This is a genomic window from Pseudomonas sp. E6002, assembly GCF_013385565.1.
Lineage (GTDB): Bacteria > Pseudomonadota > Gammaproteobacteria > Pseudomonadales > Pseudomonadaceae > Aquipseudomonas.
The window spans coordinates 308,135-326,485 of sequence record NZ_JACAPT010000009.1; the positions used below are offsets into that span (position 1 = coordinate 308,135).

Here is an 18,351-nt window from a genome sequence, read left to right on the forward strand (position 1 = left end):
CTGAACAAATCTTACTTGACGTTAACCGTGATGACTTTCGAGGCTACAGTCGGGTTGAACTGCATGTGCAGTTTGTCGCCGGCTACCAGTTGCAGCGTGTGCTTGCCTGGGGTGAGGGTCAGCTCGGTTTCGGTCTGTGCCTTGCCGTAGTGGATCACGGTGTCGGTGGCCGGGATCGGCACGCTGGCATCCGGCAATTCTTTCTGGTCGATCAGCAGGTGGTGGTGGCCGGTGCCCGGGTCCTGACTGGTGGCCGGAGCCAGTTTCAGGCCTTCCATGCCGAATTTCACGGTGAAGGTTTTATCGACAGTGGCGCCATCTTTGGGCGACACGATGAACACTTTGGCACCTTCTGGTGGAGCGCTGCGCGGGATGCCATCAGCAGCGGTCGCCAGCATCGAAGCGCCCAGCAATAGGCTGGCCAGGGTTGCACGGGTCAAAAAGGCTTTCATTCACTTCTCCAGTTTTTCCGGGAAATCTGTAGGGTTATGACAACTTCGCGACAAATTGCTGTCCAAGGCATTCAACACCATAGCAAAGCGAGCCTGAACAACGCTTCGCTCATTCGAATTCTTTAGGAGCGACCATGCGTTTCCTGCCTGGCCTGTTACTTTTACTGCCCCTTGCAAGTCCCTTGGCCCATGCCGAACTGATCGACGATGTATTTGACCGCGGGGAACTGCGCATCGCAATGGAAGCCAACACCCCGCCCTTCAACTTCAAGGAAGGCGACAAACTCACCGGTTTTGAAGTGGAGCTGGGTGAGTTGCTGGCCAAGGAAATGGACGTACGCCCCTCCTTTATCACTGTCGATGCCGCCGAGTTGCTGCCCGGCGTGGAAAGCGCCAAGTACGACGTGGCCATCAACCATATCGCTATGACTCCTGAACTGGCGGATCGTTTCGACTTCAGCGAGCCCTACAGCTACTCCAGCGCACAGCTGATCGTGCGCAAGCAGGAACAGCGCCCGTTGGGCAGCTTTGCGGCGCTCAAGGGCAAGGCGTTGGGCGTGGCCCAGGGCAGCCAGTTTGTGGAGCAGGCACGCACCGCCGAGGGCGTTGATTTGCGCAGCTATGCCGATGCCAGGCAGCCGATCAAGGACGTTGCCGATCAACAGATCGATGCCGCCATCAGTGATCGGCTGCTGATTCCCTACGCGATTCGCGACAGCCAGCTGCCGGTGAAGGAAGGCGCAGACGTCGGCCCGACGCTGAGCCTGGCGATTCCGTTCCAGAAGGGTAACCCGGCGTTCAAGGCCAGCCTGGACAAGGCCCTGCAACGAGTGAAGGCCGATGGCCGGCTGGCGGCGCTGTCGGAGAAGTGGTTCGGGATGGATGCGAGCAAGCCGGTGAAAAAGGCCGAATAAACGACTCGGTCAATGTGGGAGCGGGCTTGCTCGCGAATGCGGTGGCTCGGCTTGAGCATCGGGTGACTGACACTGCGCTTTCGCGAGCAAGCCCGCCCCACATGTTGATCTATGTCGGGCTTGAGCATTTTGCCAGGGCCACTGCCGCTTCAGGCAACTCCAGCTCACTGAACACCAGCACCCCATGGCGCTTGAGCAACGCCGCCGTCACGCCTTCGCCCGTGACCTTCACGCCGGTGAAGGTACCGTCATAGGTCAGCAGATTGCCGCACGACGGGCTGTTGGCCTTGAGTACGGCGACGCGGATATTGTGACGCTGTACCAGCGCCAATGCCTGGCGGGCGCCATCGAGGAAGGCTTCGCTGAAGTCTTCCCCCTGGGCCGTCAGCACCTGGGCGCGGCCTTCCCACACGTCAATCCCCTGCCCGCCCGGGATTTCGGCAGACGGCCGTGGCGTCGGCAAGCCACCCGCCACTTCCGGGCACACGGCAACCACCCGGCCTTCGGCCTGCCACGCGGCCAATTGATCGAAAGGCCCGCTGGCCCCTCCGTCGTAGCGTACCCGGTGCCCCAGCAGGCAGCGGCTGACCAGAATCTTTTGCATCATCAAAACGGCTCGTTGCCCCGCCGGCGAAACCAGCCGGTGAGGGACAGGCGTTCGCGGGTGGCGGGCATGACTTCATGGGGGATTTCCCCCGACAGGAATACCACCAGGCAACCGCCGGTGGGCACCACATCGTATTCGACGTCGCCCTTGAGGTACATGCGCAACTGGCCGCCATGTTCCGGCAGCCAGGCGTTGTTCAAGTAGATCACCGCCGACACCATGCGCCGGTCGTCATCGCGAAAACGGTCCACATGCTTGAGGTAAAACGCCCCCGGGGGGTACATCGCGAAGTGGCTTTCGAAGTCTTCCAGGCCCAGGAACAGGCCACGGTTCATCGCCACCCGCAGGCTGTCCATCAGCTCCAGGTAGTTATCGCAGGCCACCACTTCGCCCGGCTCCAGCCACTGGATATGGTCACCCCGGATGCCCTCGCGAATCTCCTGGGAAGGCCCCCGTCCGACCGCCGCGGGCGCCAATTCACCTTCGGCGGCGCGTTTTTGGCACTCAGCCGCCAGTTCGAGGGTCAGAGCCTCGGGCAGGAAGATATTCTGCTGCGACCAGCCTTGTGCGGCCAGGTCATCGACAATGCGTAACAGCAGCGGGTGATCGGAGGGTATGGGCATGGCGCGCATAGTATCCATACGCCTGTGAATCCGACAGAGCCGCCGAGCGTCTGAATACACTTTAGTCAGGTGACCGATAGGATTTCTCGACAAATCCTACGCCCGACACGGACAATAGTGGCCGACTGACAGGAGTCCATATGCGTCGTTTGTTTTTTTCCTTGCTGATGTTCTGCGTTTTGCCCGCCTGGGCAGACAGCCATGACCAGTTGTACAAGGTCGCCGGCTGGGCAGACCAGCGCGCGCATTTTAATGACGCCCTCAGTGCCGCCCAGCAACGCTACCGCAACAGCCTGCCGCCGGCGGTGTATCAGGCGCTGGTGGACAACAGCAATAAACGCTTCGCGCCCCAGTCGGTAGACCAGCGCGCCGAAGCGCAACTGCGCAAGAATTTGGCGGACCCTAAGCCGGCACTGGCCTTCTTCCAGTCGCCGCTGGGCCGCAAGATTGTCGCCGCCGAGTTGCTCGCCACCCGCCGCGATCAACTGGCGAAGAACGCCCAGGGCTTGCCGCACATGGAAGCCGATGCCACCCGCAGCCTGATCATCGGCCACCTGGCCCAGGCCTTGCCTGCGCGGGAAGCCGGGGCTGAAGTCAGCCTGGCGATTGCCGGCGTGGCGGCCGACAGCTTGAGCCAGATGATCCCCGGGCTGTTGGGCGGAGGCCAGGCGCAGGGCATGTTGAACGGCCAGCGTGAGCGCCTGATGCAGCAGATCGGCAACGATCTGAACAACACGCTGTTGTACGTCTACCGGGATTTGTCCGACCCGGAGCTGGAAGAGTTCGCGACGTTCGCGGAGTCGCCGGAGGGCAAGGCGTACTACAAGGCGGCACTGGCGGCGATTCGCGCCGGGCTGGCGGTCGGCCAAAGCACCTCAAGCCTGGCGCAGTAACCCTGTGGGAGCGGGCTTGCTCGCGAAGACGGTGTGCGAGTCACTGGTTATGCTAACTGATCGACCGCCTTCGCGAGCAAGCCCGCTCCCACATTTGGATTGCGTTATTTCAGGTGGTCGGTGAGAAACCCGAAGTATTGCTGCCGAATCTCCGGAATCTCATTCGCCAAGTGATGCCTGCCACGCGGCAGCATCAACACCTCCGGCTGGTCGAACTTGCTGCGCAGCACCTTCAGGTTGTGCTGCCAGTCCACCGTCATGTCTTCCTCACCCTGCACGATCAACGGCCGCCGCGTGCTGCGTGGCGCCGCTTCAACACGTTTGATCCAGCGCGCCAGGGCGCCCACCCAGGCAGTCGGTAACTGCCGTGGCTGCAACGGGTCGGCCTCCAGGAACGGCTTGAACTGCGGGTCGTTGGTGTTATCGCTGAAGCGCCGGGCAATGCCTTTGACGAACGGCCGGAGCAGGTAATAACTGAGCTGCGACCAGCCCCAGGCGCGGGGCCGCACCAGCGGTGACAACAGGAACGTCTTGCCCTGGGCCGGGCTGTCGACGCCATGGCTAAGCAGGTGATCCACCACAATCGCGCCGCCGGTGCTTTGCCCGAACAAGTGCCACGGCTGCGGCAATTGCAGCGCCCTGGCCTGTTCAAACAACGCCTGCACCACGTCCTGGTACACCGCAAAGTCATCAATGCTGGCCCGCTCGCCGCTGGACAGGCCGTGGCCCGGCAAGTCGCAGGCGATCACCACAAAACCCTGATCCAGCGCCCAGTCCACGGCATGCCGGTACAGGCCCATATGGTCGTAGAAGCCATGGAACAGGAACATCGTCGCCACCGGCACCGGTGGCCACCACACCTGGCAGACCACGTCGAACCCATCCACTGCAAACCGCCCCAGGCGGCTTGTCGCGGGCACCTTGCGGGCAGCGAGGTCCAGGCCGTAGAAGCGCTGGTAGACCCGGGCCTCGGCTGAAAGCGGCTGCGCGTCCACCAGTGGGCGCAAGCTTTCGCGTAGATGATCAGGGTCAAACGTAACGGGCATAAGAACTTCCAGACTGTGGCTTCAACGCATTGAACAGATGAATATCGAGCCGCGATATTCATCTGTCAGGGCAAGCATGGCAAGCTACGCGTCCTCCGAGGATTGATCCAAATGCGACAGCCCTACCGCACCACCCTCTTCGCCAGCCTGATCGTGATCATTTGCGCCGGGGTGTTGTGGGCGGCGTATGACTGGTTCCAGGGACGCTACCTGCGGGCATTCAGTGAGCATACGGCGGTGTTTTCCGGTGACAGCCTGAGCCTGCCGGCCGAGCTTGCCGGCCCGGGCCCGATCCGCCTGGTGCACTTCTGGGACCCCGCCTGCCCGTGCAATGTCGGCAACCAGCAGCACCTTGGCGAGTTGATCGAGCAGTACGCCCCCCAGGGCGTGGAGTTCTATTCCCTGCAGAAAGCCGGCAGCCACGGGCAGTTGCCCGCCACCCTGGGCTCGATGAAGGCCCTCAAGGCCGTGCCCGGTGCCCAGCATCTGCCGGCCAGCCCTGCCGTGGGCATCTGGGACCGCAGCGGCAAGCTGGCGTATTTCGGGCCCTACAGTGAAGGGTTGACGTGTAACTCCAGCAACAGCTTTATCGAGCCGATCCTGCAAGCCCTCGAAGGCGGACGCGAGGTCAATGCGACCCACACCCTGGCGGTCGGCTGTTACTGCGAGTGGAACGGGGAAACATCTCCACCCTGACCCGGCAAGCTGAACAGACGCTGTTCGTTCGACAAACTCGAACAACTGTATCGGCACGCTCCTGTATCGTAAGCAACTAGCCGTACAAGCAGACGACACGGGAACACATGAGCCAATTAACCATCATCCTCTGGATACTCAACGTCATCGTTGATACGTCCGGCCAGTTGGCGTTCAAAGCCGCAGCCTCAGCCAGCGCCGAGCATGACGGCATGGCCCACTGGCGCCATATGCTCAAGCGTCCGTGGATCTGGCTGGGCATCATCTGCTATGTGTTCGAATTCGTGCTGTGGCTGGCCTTCCTGACACTGGTGCCGTTGTCGGTCGGGGTGATGCTGGGCTCCATCAATATTGTCGTGATCATGATTGCGGGGCGTTTCCTGTTCAAGGAAAGCCTGAGCAAATGGCGGTTGATCGGCATCATGCTGATCGCCTGTGGCGTGACCGTCGTGGGGTTCGAGTAATGAAACGGTTTTATATCCTCGGTTTTCTGTCGCTGATCATTTTCGATACCTTGGCGCAGGTCAGTTTCAAGTTCGCCTCGATTCATGCCGAACCGCTGACGATGGACGCCGCCTGGTTGATCCGCGTGTTCGGTGCGCCATGGATCTACGGCGCATTCGTGGGCTACATCGGCGCGTTTTTCACCTGGATGACGCTGTTGAAATACGCCCCGGTGGGCCCGGCGTTTGCGGCCTCCCACCTGGAGCTGATCAGCGTGACGCTGATCTCCGTCTGGCTGTTCAACGACACCCTTACCCTGCCCAAAATCGTCGGTGGCGCGCTGATTATCGCGGGCATACTGTGCCTGGCGCGCAGCGAAGACAAAGAAAGCAAGACCGTCGAGGCCGAACCCTCGCAGACGCTGGCGTCATGACGCCCGTTGTCAGCCAGCGGGAGATTCCGCCAACGGCGGGGCTTCCCCTGCGCTGGCAGGACTTGTTCAACCGCTCGGGCGACCTGGCCCGCGACCTGGCCCGACAGCTCGACATCCCGCTGCCGGCCCTGCCCTGCTCCGGCACCGCCGCGCTGATCATGGCGCTGCGGGTGTTGCAGCAGCGCACGCCGGGGCGCACCGAGCTTATCGTGCCGGCCTATACCTGCCCGCTGGTGGCCCTGGCGGCCCATCACTGCCCGCCTTTGCGCGTGGTAGCGTGCGATCTGCAGCCCGGCAGCATCGACCTGGACGAACACCAGCTGGCGCAGCTGTGCAACCAAAACACCTTGGCGATCGTCGTCACTCACCTGGCCGGGCGTGTGGCGGATGTGGAGGCTGCCAAGCGCATTGCCGAGCCACTCGGCATTGCGGTGATCGAAGACGCCGCCCAAGCCATGGGCGCACTGGATGATGGAAAAAGCGTCGGACTGAAAGGCGACATCGGCTTTTTCAGCATGGCGCTGGGCAAAGGCCTGACGACGGCTGAAGGCGGTGTGTTGTTCAGCCGGGATCCGGCGCTGCATCAGGCGTTGCACCAGCAATGCCGGCAGGACTTGCCCTTCAGCCTGCGCTGGGAAGTGCAACGCAGCGCCGAGCTGTGGGGCTATGCCGCGGCGTATCAGCCCCGCGGGCTGAAGTACGTGTACGGCAAACCGCTGCGGGCGGCGCTGGCGCGGGGCGATGAAGTGGCGGCGGTGGGCGATGATTTTTCCGTCAACGATATTCCGTTGCACCGGTTGGGCGGCTATCGCCAGAAGGTCGGCGCCGCAGCCCTGGCACGCTTGCCCGAGCATTTGCAGCAAGGCCGCCTGCGGGCCTTGCGTCGCGTGGCGCAGCTGAGCAGCTTGCCCGGCGTGTCGGTGTTGACCGACAGCCCGGGCCAGCAAGGCACCTGGCCGTTCTTGATGGTGGTGATGCCCAGCGCACAAACCCGCGATACCGCGATGGCGCAGCTGTGGACGGCAGGCCTGGGCGTGACCCGCCTGTTCATCCACGTATTGCCGGGCTACCCGGCACTCACCCCGCTGTTACAGCAAGGCGCCGATATCCCCCGCGCGCAAAGCTTCGCCGCCCAGACACTGTCGATCAGCAATAGCCACTGGCTGACGGACGAGCTGTTCGAGCAAGTGCTGGATCATCTGCGGCGGATTCTTAAACGCTAGGCCCAGCTTTGATCGATACGGGTCAACAAGCGCGCATTCAGCTCATTCTGCTGCTGTTGCCAGATCACCACCTGGTTCTCCGGCAGCTCTTCCTGGCCATCCGACGCACTCAGCCAGCGCTTGAACTTGCTCTGGTAGTGGTAGGCGGACACGTCGCCGGTAATGTCCGCGCCAATAATGCTGCCGTGGCAGGCGTCGATCAGCGCATTCAAATGCTTCTCCAGAAACTCGCCCTGGTCCCAGTTGGTATTCACCACCTGCGGGCTCAGCACGTCTTTGTCGATGGAGAGATACACCGGCAGCGAACGGTCGAGCTGCGCCAGGAACGCGCTCATCAACTCGTCCGCGCTGGTGAATGCACGATTGCTGCGGCCTGCGCCGATCCAGTTCAACCAGCGGGTATCGACGTTGGTGTTCCAGTAGGTCAGCTTGCGTTTCACCAGCGGCGACCAGTGATTCTCCCAGGCGTGCTTGAGGGAAATGTCCGGCGAGCCAATGCCCAGCACGTGAACGTGCTCGACCTGCGGCAGGCGGCTGGCCCAGTAGACCCAGGACCCACAATGGATGCCAAACGGATAACGCATGTTGTCCGGGTGGTTATCGCAAATGATCAGCTGGATCTTTTGCTGGGTGGGAAGACGGTTCAACAACAGCTGGCTGAGGTGGTGATAATCACCGCTGCCGGTAAACACACAGCCGTAATCGCTGGGCATCTGCGCGTGCAGGGCGCTCTCCAGCTCCTTGAACTGCGCCCAGCGGCAGCCGAAACGGATTTTCTCCTGCCAGGCTTGCAACGGCAGGGTAAGGGCGCCGGGAATGTTATTCACGGCCCCGTCAAAATCGAGGATCAATGCGGGACGGGCCTGGCTCATGCGGTTTGCTCCTGCTGCCACTGGGTATCGCTTTCAAAATGGTGCCGGAAACGGTTCATCACTTTGCGCAGCAGCGGGTTCCTCACCCACACCAGATGGCGGGTAAACGTGAACTTGGCGCCGAGGCTGGATTTGACCTGCGGATCGGTCCACCCCGCGACATAAAACTGCAGGCCCTTTTCCAGGGCGAACTCCAGGTTCACAAACCAGCTGACGAAGTACAGGTTGTGCTCCAGCGCCAGCGGGTAGTTCAGGCCGATGTACTTGTCGAGCAACTTGCCGTCTTGCTGGTAGCAAAGGTTATAGCCAACCAGTTCGTCCTCGTCCCAGTAGCAGAACACATGCCCGCCGCTGTCGGCATCGGTGAGCAACTGGATGAAGAATTCGGGCGTGAGCAAGTCGAAGTGGATTTCGCTCTGTGCGTACACCGCCTTGTACAGCCGATACAGTTCCTGCTGCCATTGCTCATCGCTGAAGCGGGCATCGCCGGTGTCCAGGATCTCGATGCGCAGCTCATCACGGCTGCGCAGCTTGCGGCGGATATTGCGGCGACGGCTGTGGGACAACCGCGACAGATACTCATCCGTCGAGCTGAAGTCGATCGGTACATAGGCCAGCGCCTGGCCCTCTACATTGATGAATCCGCGCTGGGTGCAGGCCTCGATCAACGCGTGTGCGTAGCGATTGTCCTCAACGCTGAGCAGCGGAGAATCCAGCGGCACATCCTTGACGATGGTGAGCTTGCGTTGCGGTGCACACTCCTGTTGCAGCCATTGCGCCATGTCCTGTGGCGGTACGTTCAGCGGGAACGGGGAATATTCGCTGACCGTGGTGCCGATAAAACAGGTGTCGATATGCAGCCATGACTGCCACAAACGGTACCCCGGCCAACTGCGCAGGCGGCTACGCAGCTCATCGTCGGCGGTGGTCTGCAGGTCGAACCGGGTGAAAAAGTACGGCAGTCCCTGTGCTGACAGCTGGGCAGTGAAACCCACCGGCGGGTATCGCAAAAAATTGCTGATCAGCGATGGCGTTTCCATGCAGCAGGCATAAGGCACCTGTGCACGGCTGGGATCTGTCATAAATTGCATTCCGAAAGTGATAGCAAAGGCGCGCCCGGATGACGGGGTGAATCATCGCGCCGCTGGTTTCATGTAACAGAGTAAACATAATACTCCGCCTACCCGCGGCCCACTTCAGAACCCCCACTTCATGCAGCTCAGGTTCAGGGAGCACGAACCCGAGAGCATTTTCCGCAGCGCTCGCCAAACCCACTAAACTGCCCGAATCTTCACGGTGACCGACTAATAAGGGACAACCCATGAAACGCATCCTGACCGCGCTGGCCATCCTGCTCGTAGCCCTTATGGTTGGCGCCGGCTGGTACGTGTACAGCAAGCAGCCGACCCGCCAGGGCACGGTGGAGCTGGCCCATCTGCAAGGTTCGGTCACCGTGCGCTACGACGACCGAGGCGTGCCGCATATCCGCGCCGAGAACGAGACCGACCTGTACCGTGCCCTCGGCTACGTGCATGCCCAGGACCGGTTGTTCCAGATGGAGATCATGCGGCGCCTGTCCCGTGGCGAGCTGGCCGAGGTGCTGGGGCCCAAGCTGCTGGAGACCGACAAGCTATTTCGCAGCCTGCGCATTCGCGAGCGCGCCTTGAGCTACGTCGAGCACATGGACCATGAGTCTGCGTCCTGGAAGGCCCTGCAAGCCTACCTGGACGGGGTCAACCAGTATCAGGACAGCCACGCCAAACCCATGGAGTTCGACGTACTGGGCATCCCCAAGCGCCCGTTCACCGCCGAAGACACCATCAGCGTCGCCGGCTACCTGGCCTACAGCTTTGCCGCAGCCTTCCGCACCGAACCCTTGCTGACCTACGTACGCGATCAGTTGGGCAACGACTACCTGAAGGTCTTCGACCTCGACTGGCAGCCCAAGGGCGCGCTGAACCTGGCGGCCGGTGACTGGGAAGACCTCGGCGCCATTGCCCAGTTGAGCGAACAGGCCATGGCCGACAACGGCCTGCCGCAGTTCGAAGGCAGCAACGCCTGGGCCATCAGCGGCAGCCGCACCAAGAGCGGCAAGCCGTTGCTGGCGGGTGACCCGCATATCCGTTTCTCGGTGCCGTCGGTGTGGTACGAGGCGCAGCTGTCGGCGCCGGGCTTCGAGCTGTACGGCTATCACAACGCGCTGGTGCCGGTGGCGTTCCTGGGCCACAACAAGGATTTCGGCTGGAGCCTGACCATGTTCCAGAACGATGACCTCGACCTGATCGCCGAGAAGGTCAACCCGGACAACCCCAACCAGGTCTGGTACCACGACAAGTGGGTGGACATGACCAGCAGCGAGCAACAGATCGCGGTCAAGGGCCAGGACCCGGTAACCCTGACCCTGCGCACCTCGCCCCACGGTCCGATCATCAACGACGTGCTCGGCGAGAATGCCGGCAAGACGCCGATTGCCATGTGGTGGGCATTCCTGGATACCGAAAACCCGATCCTCGACGGTTTCTATCAGCTCAACCGTGCCGATACCCTCGCCAAAGCGCGTGCGGCGGCGGCCAAGGTCCAGGCGCCTGGCTTGAACATCGTATGGGCCAATGCCAAGGGCGATATCGGCTGGTGGGCGGCGGCGCAATTGCCGATCCGCCCGGCCGGGGTCAACCCGGGCTTTATCCTCGACGGCAGTACCGCCCAGGCGGACAAGCTCGGTTTCTACCCATTCAGCGCCAACCCCCAGGAAGAAAACCCGGCCCGCGGTTATGTGGTGTCCGCCAATGCCCAGCCGGCGTCACCCACCGGCATGCCGATCCCCGGGTATTACAACCTGGCAGACCGTGGCCAGCAGTTGAACGCGCAACTGAGCGACAACAGCGTGAAATGGGACGTGGACAACAGCCAGGCCTTGCAGCTCGGCACCACCACCGCCTACGGCCCACGGCTGCTGGCACCGCTGCTGCCGGTGCTGCGTGAGGTGGTCAAGGACCCGGCGCAGTTGAAGCTGGTGGAGCAACTGGCAGCCTGGAAAGGCGATTACCCGCTGGACTCCACCAGTGCCACGCTGTTCAACCAGTTCCTGTTCAACCTCACTGACGCGGCGTTCCACCCGAAACTGGGCGATGGGATGTTCAAGACCTTGCTCACCACTCGGGTAGTGGACGCAGCCTTGCCGCGCCTGGCCGCTTCAGCGGATTCGCCGTGGTGGGATGGCCACCGCGCCGAGACCGTCAAGCTTGCCTGGGACAACAGCCTGCAACACCTCAAGGCGACCTTTGGTGACGACCCATCGCAGTGGCAATGGGGCAAGGCCCACACCCTGACCCACGGCCATCCACTGGGCTCGCAGAAGCCGTTGGACAAGATCGTCAACGTAGGCCCGTTTGCCGCTCCCGGCAGCCATGAAGTGCCCAACAACCAATCCGCACAGATCGGCCCGGCGCCGTGGCCGGTGACGTACGGGCCGTCGACCCGACGCCTGATTGATTTCGCCGATGCCGCACATGGGCTGACCATCAACCCGGTCGGGCAGAGTGGTGTGCCGTTCGACAAGCACTATTCCGATCAGGCGGAAACGTACATCGAAGGCGGGTATGAGCAGGCGCATTTCAATGATGAGGAAGTGACGGCGAATACTCGTAGTACGCTCAAGCTGTTGCCGGCCCGGACACCGCAATAACTGAAGAAACAAAAAACCAATGTGGGAGCGGGCTTGCTCGCGAATGCGGTGGATCAGTCAATACATCTGGTGACTGACACTCCGCATTCGCGAGCAAGCCCGCTCCCACATTTTGATTTGCGTTGTTGCTTCTAGCGGGTACGCAGCCGCCCCGGCGCCTCACCGTAGGTTTCCTTGAATTTCTTGCTGAACGCCGCCTGGGATTGATACCCCGCCCGAGCGGCAATATCCGTCAGGCTCAGCCGCGACTGATGCAGCAGGTTGAACGCCAGCTCCATGCGCAACTGCGTCAGCAACACCCACGGCGACACGCCCGCCACTTTGACAAACCCACGCATGAAGGTCGCCCGGGACATCGACGCGGCGCTGGCCAGGCTGTCGATGGTCCACTCATGCCCAGGATCCGCCAGCATCGCCTGCCAGGCCTTGCCCAGGCGTTTGTCGGTCAACAAGGCAAAGGTGCCCGCCACCGGCGCTTGCTGCGTCAGCCATGCCCGCAGGATCAGGGTGAACAACGCCGACGACAGCGCATCAATGAAAAACCGCGCCCCCAGCCGCTGCCCATCCGCCTCGCTGCGCAGCAGTGCGATCAATGCCGCCAACTGTCCATCGGCCTGCCACTGCCGGCTGGACACCACTAGGTAGTCCGGCAACGCACTGAACAGCAACGACTGGCGGTTGTAGCGAAAGCTGCCGCAGAGCATGTCCACGTCCGGCTGCTCACCGCCCAGGCGATGGATCGGCAGCAAGCCGCCTTCGATCACGGTCTGCGCCACCGGCTTTACCCGCGCGCCCTGGCTGCGCACCAGGTGCGTCGCGCCACCGGGCATCAACAGGATGTCGCCCTCCTCCAGCGTCACCTGCTGCCCGCCGGACAATTCGGCGCGGCAGGTGCCCGCCAGCACAATGTGATACGGCGCCACGCCCAGCGGCTCGGGCTCGTGGTCCATGGCCCAGGCGCCCTGGAACTGGCAACGCAAGTCCAGGCTGCCCCGCAGGTTGGCCAACGCGATGAGGGTGTCGATGGAGTTCATTTGCGAGCATCGGTCAAAAAGGTGAGTGGATCGAACAAAAGCGCCAAACCTGAACCGCGCACACTGGCTTCACACCCAACCCGTTCAGGAGTTAACACGATGTTCAATAACTGGTCCGACTTGCTGCCTACCGTGACGAAAGCCTTTGGCGCGCTGGGCAAGAGCAACCCGAAGATGGTCAAAGCCTACATGGCGCTGGGGGAAGCAGCCGAGGAAAATGACGTCCTCGATGCCAAGACCCGCGAGCTGATTTCCATCGCCGTGGCCATCACCACCCGCTGTGACGGCTGCATCGGCGTGCATGCCGACGCGGCGATCAAGGCCGGCGCCACCCGCGAAGAAGTGGCCGCGACCCTGGCCACCGCGATCTCGCTGAATGCCGGCGCGGCGTATATCTACTCGCTGCGCGCCCTGGAAGCCTATGACACGCTCAAACCGGCGCAGCAAAATTAAGCCGGAATTGTTGCGGCGTCACGCCCAGCCGGCGATTGAACACACTGCGCATGTGCTGGGCATCGCGAAAGCCGCATTGATACGCCACGGTCTTGAGCGGTGCGTGGGTGCTTTCGAGCATCACCCGCGCCGCATCCACCCGCGCCCGCTCGACGAACTCCGCCGGAGTGATCTGCGCCTCCCGGGCAAATACCCGCGAGAAGTTGCGCGCGCTCATGTTGGCGGCTTTGGCCAGGTCGGCGATGGTCAGGTCGCCCGTCAGGTTGGCCAATACATACAGCTGCACCAGCGCCACCGCCGAGGTGGCTTGCGCGTGGGGTGTCAGGAACGGGCTGAACTGCGACTGCCCGCCGGAACGCTGGGTGAACACCACCAGGCGCTTGGCCACGCTGAGGGCGACTTCCGGGCCGTGGTCCTGGGCCAGCAGGTACAGCGACAGGTCGATGCCCGCCGTCACCCCGGCCGAGGTGTAGAGGTTGCCGTCCTGCACATAGAGGCGGTCGGCTTCGACCTGGGCCGATGGGCATAAGGCGGCCAGGTCGGCAGCGTCGCCCCAGTGGGTGGTGACGGTGCGCCCGTCCAGCAACCCGGCGCGGGCGAGCATAAAGGCACCGTTGCAGATGGAGCCGAAGCGCCGGGCTCGCGCACTGGCGTCACGCAGCCATTGATTGAACACCGGGCCGAAATCCTCGAAGGGCAACTGAGGCCCGCCGGCCATCAACAGCAAGTCGTAAGGCTCGAGGGCCTCGCTGAAATGCCGGTGTGCCTGCAACGACAAGCCGTTGGAACAGGCCATGTTGCCGTGCCCCAGGCCAATCACCTCCAGCTGGTAATGCGCCTCGGGCGGCAGAAAACGGTTGGCCTCGCAGAACACATCCAGGGGGCCGGTCACGTCCAGTGACTGGACGCCGGGGAAGATCAGGATGGCGACGGTTTTGCCCATGAGCAGAAACACCTTTTTCTAACTGAATAAACACAACCCTTGTAGGAGCTGGCTTGCCGGCGATGCAGACACCTCGGTGTAGCAGGTATACCGAGGTGATGCTATCGCAGGCAAGCCAGCTCCTACATTTGATCGCGCATAGCCTTGGCGCGATATCGCGGCACATTGGCCGGGATCGCATCCTCGCCGCGATGGCCCCTTCGCGGGCGCGCGACCAGACTGGACTCATCGGCGCCACCCGGCGCTTTCTTGAGGAGAACGACCATGAGCACCACCATCGCCGGCATCAAGATCCCGGACAGCGCCCTGGCCAAGGCCACCACCGAATACATCCGCGACATCGAATCCGACCTGCTCTACCACCACTCCCGCCGGGTGTTCCTGTTCGGCGCATTGAGCGGCGAGCGCCAGCAGTTGGCCTATAACCCGGAGTTGCTGTACGTCGGCGCGATGTTCCACGACCTGGGCCTGGTGGAAGGTCACCGCAGTGACGACGAACGCTTTGAAGTGGACGGCGCCAACGCGGCGGCGGACTTTCTCAAGCCTTACGGGTTGAGCGATGACGACATCGAACAGGTGTGGTTGTCCATCGCCCTGCACACCACACCGGGGGTGCCCAAGCACTTGCGTCCAACCGTGGCGCTGGTGACCGCGGGCGTGGAAATGGATGTGCTGGGAATGGAGTACGCGGCGTTTACCAGCGTGCAGCGCGAAGCAGTGGTGCATGCGCATCCACGGGGTGAAGGGTTCAAGGAGTGCATCATCTGCGCGTTTGCCGACGGCCTGCGCCATCGTCCGCAGACCACGTTTGGCAACGTGAAGACCGATGTGCTGGTGGATCAGGAGCCGGGGTTCAAGCCGATGAATTTCGTCGAGGTGATTCGCAAGTCGCCTTGGACTGCTTAACCCGAATTGGAATGCAATCAAAATGTGGGAGCGGGCTTGCTCGCGAAGGCAGTGGATCAGTCAATACATCCGGTGACTGACACTGCGCTTTCGCGAGCAAGCCCGCTCCCACATTTTTGATCCGGTTTCTTCAGGGCTACCTGATTAGACCGGTGCTGGAGCCCGACGCGAATCCGCCGGCTTCTCCCAACCATCCGCAGCCGCTTCTTCAATCGCCTGCTGGATCGCTTTCTTGCGATGCTCTTCGGCACGGCGGCTGAAGAACCACACCAGGAAGGTCACGATCGACACCGCCAACAGAATCAGGCTGGCCACGGCGTTGATCTCGGGTTTAACCCCCAGGCGCACCGCCGAGAATACTTCCATCGGCAACGTGGTCGAACCCGGCCCCGACACGAAGCTGGCCAACACCAGGTCATCCAGCGACAGCGCGAACGACATCATGCCGCCCGCCGCCAGCGACGGCGCGATCATCGGGATGGTGATCAGGAAGAACACCTTCCACGGCCGCGCACCCAGGTCCATGGCTGCCTCTTCAATCGACAGGTCCAGCTCACGCAAGCGCGCCGACACCACCACCGCCACATACGCCGAACAGAACGTGGTGTGGGCGATCCAGATGGTCACCAGGCCACGTTCCTGCGGCCAGCCGATCATCTGCGCCATGGCCACGAACAGCAGCAACAGCGACAGGCCGGTGATCACTTCCGGCATCACCAGCGGCGCCGTCACCAGGCCGCCGAACAGCGTGCGGCCCTTGAACTGGCTGATGCGCGTCAGCACGAACGCCGCCAATGTACCGAGTGCCACTGCCGCAATCGCGGTGTAGCAGGCGATTTCCAGGGAACGACCGACCGAGCCCATCAACTGGGTGTTGTCCAACAGGCCGACGTACCACTTGATCGACCAACCGCCCCACACCGTCACCAGTTTGGATTCGTTGAACGAGTAGATCACCAGGATCAGCATCGGCAGGTAGATGAACAGCAACCCCGCCACCAGCATGAAGCTTGAGAAACTGACGCGCTTCATATCTTGCCCTCCATCTCTTTGGCTTGGCTGCGGTTGAACAGGATGATCGGCACGATCAGGATCGCCAGCATCACCACCGCCAGGGCAGACGCCACCGGCCAGTCACGGTTGTTGAAGAATTCTTGCCACAACACTTTACCGATCATCAGGGTTTCCGGACCGCCCAGCAGTTCCGGGATCACGAACTCGCCCACCACCGGGATAAACACCAGCATGCAGCCGGCGATGATGCCGTTCTTGGACAGCGGCACGGTGATTTTCCAGAAGCTGTTGAAGGTGCTCGAACCCAGGTCCGACGCGGCTTCCAGCAGGCTCTGGTCGTGCTTCACCAGGTTGGCGTACAGCGGCAGGATCATGAACGGCAGGTACGAATAGACCACGCCGATATACACCGCAATGTTGGTGTTGAGAATCTGCAGCGGTTCGTTGATCAACCCGATGGACATCAGGAAGCCGTTGAGCAAGCCGTTGTTGCTGAGGATGCCCATCCACGCATAGACCCGGATCAGGATCGCAGTCCAGGTCGGCATCATGATCAGCAGCACCAGCACGGTCTGGATTTCCTTGCGTGCGCTGGCAATGGCGTAGGCCATCGGGTAGCCGATCAGCAGGCAGAGGATGGTGCTGAAAAACGCCATCTTCAGCGAGCCCAGGTACGCCGCGATGTACAACTCGTCATCGCCCAGCATCCCGTAGTTGGCCAGGTTCAGCACCAACTGCAGTTTCTGTTCAACGAAGGTGTAGATCTCGGTGTAAGGCGGGATCGCTACGTCGGCTTCGGCAAAGCTGATCTTCAAGACGATGAAGAACGGCAGCATGAAGAACAGGAACAACCAGAGGAAAGGGATCCCGATGACCACATGCCGGCCACCGGGGGTTATTCGTTGCAGCTGGCGTTTGAACTTCTTCATGTTCATGAGCGAAGTACCACGCCGCTGTCGTCTTCCCACCACACGTACACCTGGTCGCCCCAGGTAGGGCGCTGGCCACGGCGTTCGGCGTTGGCCACGAAGGATTGCACCAGCTTGCCGCTCGGCAATTCGACGTAGAACACCGAATGGCCGCCGAGGTAGGCGATGTCATGCACCTTGCCGCTGGACCAGTTGTGCTCGCAGGTCGGCATTTCGGTGGTCACCAGCAGCTTTTCAGGGCGGATGGCGTAGGTCACCGACTTGTCTTCCACCGAAGTGGCGATGCCGTAGCCGACGTAGATATCGCGGTCCAGGTCCGGGCACTTGAGTACCGCGTGGCCTTCGGCGTCGTCCACCACCTGGGTGTCGAAGATGTTGACGTTGCCGATGAACTCGCACACCAGGCGGCTGGTCGGCGTTTCATAGATGTCGATCGGGCTGCCGATCTGGGCGATCCAGCCCAGGTGCATGATCGCGATGCGCTCGGCCATGGTCATGGCCTCTTCCTGGTCGTGGGTCACCATCACGCAGGTCACGCCCACGCGCTCGATGATCTCCACCAGCTCCAGTTGCATCTGCGAACGCAGCTTCTTGTCGAGTGCGCCCATCGGCTCATCGAGCAGCAGCAGTTTCGGACGCTTGGCCAGGGAACGCGCCAGCGCCACCCGCTGACGCTGGCCGCCGGACAGCTGGTGCGGCTTGCGCTTGGCGTACTGGCTCATCTGCACCAGCTTGAGCATCTCGGCCACACGGGCGTCGACCTCGGCCTTGGGGATCTTGTCCTGCTGCAGGCCAAACGCGATGTTCTGGGCCACGGTCATGTGGGGGAACAAGGCGTAGGACTGGAACATCATGTTGATCGGCCGCTCGTACGGCGGCATGTCGGTGATGTCCACACCGTCGAGGTAAATGCGTCCTTCCGTTGGGCGCTCGAAGCCTGCGAGCATGCGCAGCAAGGTGGATTTGCCCGAACCCGATCCGCCGAGCAAGGCGAAGATTTCGCCTTTCTTGATTTCCAGGGACACATCGTCCACCGCAATCGTCTCGTCGAACTTCTTCGTGACCCGGTCGATTTTGACCAGCACCTTTTTCGGTGTCTGGTCGCCCTCGAGGGCTTTCTTATAGGCGCCGGAGGCAACTGCCATTTACGAAACTCCCAGAATAAAAAGAGTGCAGCTCGCCCA

20 protein-coding genes are annotated in these 18,351 nt (G+C 61.9%); 9 read left to right on the forward strand and 11 right to left on the reverse strand.

The features are described 5' to 3' along the window. Window positions 1–11: 11 nt before the first annotated feature. Window positions 12–452, reverse strand: a complete 441-nt coding sequence (locus HX815_RS07705) for a DUF4399 domain-containing protein (RefSeq protein WP_003213848.1) — start codon at window positions 450–452, stop codon at window positions 12–14. Between the two features lie 134 nt (window positions 453–586). Between HX815_RS07705 and HX815_RS07710 the strand changes: the two genes are divergently transcribed. Continuing rightward, complete coding sequence (locus HX815_RS07710) at window positions 587–1,366, forward strand: transporter substrate-binding domain-containing protein (protein ID WP_003213851.1); 780 nt, start codon at window positions 587–589, stop codon at window positions 1,364–1,366. A 109-nt stretch (window positions 1,367–1,475) separates the two neighbouring features. Here HX815_RS07710 and HX815_RS07715 read toward each other — a convergent pair whose 3' ends face one another. Both HX815_RS07715 and HX815_RS07720 read right to left on the reverse strand, forming a co-directional pair. After that, the gene (locus tag HX815_RS07715; protein ID WP_043226180.1) at window positions 1,476–1,970 is read right to left on the reverse strand and encodes a DUF523 domain-containing protein; all 495 of its coding nucleotides are present in this window, start codon (window positions 1,968–1,970) and stop codon (window positions 1,476–1,478) included. 2 nt (window positions 1,971–1,972) lie between these two features. Further along, on the reverse strand, window positions 1,973–2,605 hold the full coding sequence (locus tag HX815_RS07720) for a 2OG-Fe(II) oxygenase (protein WP_003213854.1): 633 nt from the start codon (window positions 2,603–2,605) through the stop codon (window positions 1,973–1,975). Window positions 2,606–2,736: 131 nt separating this feature from the next. Here HX815_RS07720 and HX815_RS07725 point away from each other — a divergent pair, with 131 nt between their 5' ends. Then, window positions 2,737–3,489 carry a DUF2059 domain-containing protein gene (locus HX815_RS07725; protein WP_008438922.1) on the forward strand — a complete coding sequence of 251 codons (753 nt, stop codon included), beginning with the start codon at window positions 2,737–2,739 and terminating at the stop codon, window positions 3,487–3,489. 104 nt (window positions 3,490–3,593) lie between these two features. On the opposite strand, the gene HX815_RS07730 is transcribed toward HX815_RS07725, so the two are convergent. Beyond that, window positions 3,594–4,535, reverse strand: coding sequence for an alpha/beta hydrolase (locus HX815_RS07730; RefSeq protein WP_008438921.1), 942 nt, complete (start codon window positions 4,533–4,535; stop codon window positions 3,594–3,596). A gap of 111 nt (window positions 4,536–4,646) precedes the next feature. Here HX815_RS07730 and HX815_RS07735 point away from each other — a divergent pair, with 111 nt between their 5' ends. The 4 genes from HX815_RS07735 (at window position 4,647) to HX815_RS07750 (ending at window position 7,331) form a co-directional block, all read left to right on the forward strand. Continuing rightward, window positions 4,647–5,231 (forward strand): DUF6436 domain-containing protein, encoded by a 585-nt coding sequence (locus HX815_RS07735; protein ID WP_003213861.1) that lies wholly within the window; start codon window positions 4,647–4,649, stop codon window positions 5,229–5,231. 107 nt (window positions 5,232–5,338) lie between these two features. Then, the gene (locus HX815_RS07740; protein ID WP_003213864.1) at window positions 5,339–5,695 is read left to right on the forward strand and encodes an EamA family transporter; all 357 of its coding nucleotides are present in this window, start codon (window positions 5,339–5,341) and stop codon (window positions 5,693–5,695) included. Next, window positions 5,695–6,108 carry a multidrug efflux SMR transporter gene (locus HX815_RS07745; RefSeq protein WP_008438917.1) on the forward strand — a complete coding sequence of 138 codons (414 nt, stop codon included), beginning with the start codon at window positions 5,695–5,697 and terminating at the stop codon, window positions 6,106–6,108. Before HX815_RS07740 ends, HX815_RS07745 begins: the two co-directional genes overlap by 1 nt. Next, the gene (locus HX815_RS07750; RefSeq protein WP_008438915.1) at window positions 6,105–7,331 is read left to right on the forward strand and encodes a DegT/DnrJ/EryC1/StrS family aminotransferase; all 1,227 of its coding nucleotides are present in this window, start codon (window positions 6,105–6,107) and stop codon (window positions 7,329–7,331) included. Before HX815_RS07745 ends, HX815_RS07750 begins: the two co-directional genes overlap by 4 nt. On the opposite strand, the gene HX815_RS07755 is transcribed toward HX815_RS07750, so the two are convergent. Both HX815_RS07755 and HX815_RS07760 read right to left on the reverse strand, forming a co-directional pair. Further along, window positions 7,328–8,203: a hypothetical protein gene (locus tag HX815_RS07755; RefSeq protein WP_087693269.1), complete on the reverse strand. Its 876-nt coding sequence runs from the start codon at window positions 8,201–8,203 to the stop codon at window positions 7,328–7,330. The genes HX815_RS07750 and HX815_RS07755 overlap by 4 nt on opposite strands. Beyond that, entirely contained in the window at window positions 8,200–9,285 is a 1,086-nt protein-coding gene (locus tag HX815_RS07760) for a GNAT family N-acetyltransferase (RefSeq protein ID WP_177022350.1), read from the reverse strand. Before HX815_RS07760 ends, HX815_RS07755 begins: the two co-directional genes overlap by 4 nt. A 239-nt stretch (window positions 9,286–9,524) precedes the next feature. On the opposite strand from HX815_RS07760, the gene HX815_RS07765 reads away from it, so the two are divergent. Then, window positions 9,525–11,888, forward strand: a complete 2,364-nt coding sequence (locus HX815_RS07765) for a penicillin acylase family protein (protein ID WP_177028032.1) — start codon at window positions 9,525–9,527, stop codon at window positions 11,886–11,888. Between the two features lie 131 nt (window positions 11,889–12,019). Here the strand turns inward: HX815_RS07765 and HX815_RS07770 are convergent, their stop codons facing one another. Further along, window positions 12,020–12,922, reverse strand: coding sequence for an AraC family transcriptional regulator (locus tag HX815_RS07770; RefSeq protein WP_003213875.1), 903 nt, complete (start codon window positions 12,920–12,922; stop codon window positions 12,020–12,022). A gap of 99 nt (window positions 12,923–13,021) precedes the next feature. On the opposite strand from HX815_RS07770, the gene HX815_RS07775 reads away from it, so the two are divergent. Continuing rightward, a complete protein-coding gene (locus tag HX815_RS07775) occupies window positions 13,022–13,375 on the forward strand; it encodes a carboxymuconolactone decarboxylase family protein (protein WP_177028033.1) in 354 nt (117 codons plus the stop codon). Here the strand turns inward: HX815_RS07775 and HX815_RS07780 are convergent. After that, window positions 13,353–14,318: a GlxA family transcriptional regulator gene (locus HX815_RS07780; RefSeq protein WP_003213876.1), complete on the reverse strand. Its 966-nt coding sequence runs from the start codon at window positions 14,316–14,318 to the stop codon at window positions 13,353–13,355. The genes HX815_RS07775 and HX815_RS07780 overlap by 23 nt on opposite strands. A 264-nt stretch (window positions 14,319–14,582) precedes the next feature. Between HX815_RS07780 and HX815_RS07785 the strand changes: the two genes are divergently transcribed. Beyond that, window positions 14,583–15,224 (forward strand): HD domain-containing protein, encoded by a 642-nt coding sequence (locus tag HX815_RS07785; RefSeq protein WP_003213877.1) that lies wholly within the window; start codon window positions 14,583–14,585, stop codon window positions 15,222–15,224. A 144-nt stretch (window positions 15,225–15,368) separates the two neighbouring features. On the opposite strand, the gene HX815_RS07790 is transcribed toward HX815_RS07785, so the two are convergent. The 3 genes from HX815_RS07790 to HX815_RS07800 are packed head-to-tail and all read right to left on the reverse strand — an operon-like array spanning window position 15,369 to window position 18,312. Next, complete coding sequence (locus HX815_RS07790) at window positions 15,369–16,256, reverse strand: ABC transporter permease subunit (protein ID WP_008438909.1); 888 nt, start codon at window positions 16,254–16,256, stop codon at window positions 15,369–15,371. After that, window positions 16,253–17,173, reverse strand: coding sequence for an ABC transporter permease subunit (locus HX815_RS07795; RefSeq protein ID WP_003213882.1), 921 nt, complete (start codon window positions 17,171–17,173; stop codon window positions 16,253–16,255). The genes HX815_RS07790 and HX815_RS07795 overlap by 4 nt, the downstream gene beginning before the upstream one ends. Further along, on the reverse strand, window positions 17,170–18,312 hold the full coding sequence (locus tag HX815_RS07800) for an ABC transporter ATP-binding protein (protein ID WP_003195240.1): 1,143 nt from the start codon (window positions 18,310–18,312) through the stop codon (window positions 17,170–17,172). The genes HX815_RS07795 and HX815_RS07800 overlap by 4 nt, the downstream gene beginning before the upstream one ends. Between the last annotated feature and the right edge of the window lie 39 nt (window positions 18,313–18,351).